Genomic DNA, 2,511 nt, shown 5'->3' on the forward strand with positions numbered 1-2,511 from the left:
GACAGCGCGACAGACCACCTGACCAAACGCAATGACAATGCGCAAATCGCGAGCAAAGTGACTCGCCTGATGCGCGGAGAGGGCATCTCATGAGTGCGACGCTGAGCAACCTGCCGCCAGCCGTTCAATCCTACCTAGGCGATAACCGCCTCGACGAGGTCGAGTGTATCATCTCTGACCTGCCCGGCATCGCCCGTGGCAAGGCCGTTCCGGCCTCGAAGTTTGCCCGTCAGAACCATTTCTACCTGCCAGACTCGATCTACTATCAAACCATCACCGGTGAATGGGCCGAAGCTGCGGGCGATGAAGGGTTCATTGAACGGGACATGATCCTAAAGCCTGACATGAGCACCGCGACGGCGGCGCCATGGACAGGCGACTGGACGCTTCAGGTGATCCACGATGCATTTGACCGCGCTGGCAACCCGATCTCGTTTTCGCCGCGCAACGTGCTGAAACGGGTCGTCGATCTGTACAGAGCCCAAGGCTGGAAGCCGATCGTCGCGCCCGAGATGGAGTTCTATCTGGTTGCCCCGAATACCAACCCCTCCAAAGCGATTGAGGCGATGATGGGCCGCTCAGGCCGTCCGGCGGCCGCCCGTCAGGCCTATTCGATGTCGGCGGTGGATGAATACGGCCCCGTGATCGACGACATCTACGATTTTGCCGAAGCCCAAGGGTTCGAGATTGACGGCATCACCCAAGAAGGCGGCGCAGGCCAGCTCGAGATCAACCTGCGCCACGGCAGCCCGGTCAAGCTGGCGGACGAGGTGTTCTACTTCAAACGCCTGATCCGAGAGGCTGCACTGCGTCACAACTGCTATGCGACCTTCATGGCCAAGCCCATTGCGGACGAGCCGGGCAGCGCGATGCACATCCACCACTCGGTGATCGACACCGAAACCGGCGAAAATATCTTCTCTGGTCCTCAGGGCGGGGAAACGGACGCATTTTATCACTTTATCGGCGGGCTCCAGCGCTACCTGCCCGCTGGGATTGCCGTGATGGCCCCCTACGTGAACAGCTACCGCCGCTACGTCAAAGATCACGCCGCACCCATTAACCTTGAGTGGGCCCGCGACAACCGCACGACAGGCATCCGCATTCCGATCTCGGATGCGCAGTCGCGCCGTGTAGAGAACCGCCTCGCGGGGATGGACTGCAACCCCTATCTGGGGATCGCGATGTCCTTGGCCGCTGGGTATCTTGGGATGATGGAGGGCATTCGCCCGACCAAGCAATTCCGCGGCGATGCTTATGATGGCGACGGCGACTTCGCGCAAACCTTGGGGCAAGCGCTGGATGAATTCGACGACTGCACAAAGCTGCACGAAATCCTCGGGATCGATTTTGCCCGTGTCTACGCCATCGTGAAGCGCGCTGAATACGAAGAGTTCCTGCAAGTGATCAGCCCTTGGGAACGTGAGCATCTGTTGACCAACGTATGAATCTGCTCTTTGCCAACGACCGCCAAGGTCACTACCCGCCAAGCTGGTATGCCGACGTTCTGGATGTGCCAGATGCCCGCCCACCGCTGCGCGGCGAAGCACAGGCCGATGTCTGCATCGTGGGTGCGGGCTACACCGGTCTGTCTGCGGCGTGGCAATTGGCCGAGCGCGGTTTCAAAGTCATCGTGGTCGAGGCGCACCGCACAGGCTGGGGCGCCTCTGGCCGAAACGGGGGCCAAGTCGGCAGCGGGTTCAACAAAGGTCAGGAATGGCTGGAAGCCCGCATGGGTGCGGGCAATGCCCGCCTGCTCTGGGACCTGAGCCAAGATGCCAAAGCCTTGGTCCGCGCATTGGCGGACGAAGACCCTGCAATCGTCTATCGCCCCGGTGTCGCCCATGCCGAATGGCACGCCAGCGATGTGCCGGACACACAGGCCGACGCGGACCATCTGGCCAAACACTATGGCTATGACCAAGTCGAAAAGCTGGACCGCGACGCCATGCAGGCCCTGATCGGTAGCCCGTGCTATCAGGGCGGCAGTGTCGACTGGGGCGCGGGCCATGTGAACCCACTCGCCCTTGCTCTGTCGCTCGCACGCAAGGCCGAAGCGGCGGGCGCGACCATCCACGAGAATACGCTGGTCCACCGTGTCGAACCAGGCGCAGACCCCGTCGTGCGCTGTGACAAGGGCTTCGTCCGCGCGAAGCATGTGATCCTCGCGGGCAACGGATATCTGGGCCGTTTGGTCAGCGGCGTCGCCTCTCGGGTCATGCCGATCAACAACTTCATCGCCGCGACAGAGCCGCTCGGGGACCGCGCCGCCAGTGTTCTGGCACGTGACATCGCCGTGGCCGACAGCAAATTCGTGATCAACTATTTCCGCATGTCCGCCGATGGCCGCCTGCTCTTCGGCGGCGGAGAATCCTACGGCTACAAGTTCCCGTCGGATATCGAAGGCACCGTGCGCAAGCCGCTGGAAACCGTCTTCCCCCAACTCAAGGGCGTGAAGATTACCCACGCGTGGGGCGGAACGCTCGGTATTAGCGCACAGCGACTGCCCGT

2 protein-coding genes are annotated in these 2,511 nt (G+C 61.8%); both read left to right on the plus strand.

The window, feature by feature from the left end; all coding sequences use genetic code 11:
- Positions 1-89: 89 nt before the first annotated feature.
- The gene (locus ACEQXV_RS15210; protein WP_370269871.1) at positions 90-1,448 is read left to right on the plus strand and encodes a glutamine synthetase family protein; all 1,359 of its coding nucleotides are present in this window, start codon (positions 90-92) and stop codon (positions 1,446-1,448) included.
- Positions 1,445-2,511: NAD(P)/FAD-dependent oxidoreductase (locus ACEQXV_RS15215; protein ID WP_370269873.1), on the plus strand; the 1,067-nt coding region annotated here is incomplete at its 3' end. The genes ACEQXV_RS15210 and ACEQXV_RS15215, both read left to right, overlap by 4 nt.

This window comes from Nioella sp. (assembly GCF_964229645.1).
Lineage (GTDB): Bacteria > Pseudomonadota > Alphaproteobacteria > Rhodobacterales > Rhodobacteraceae > Nioella.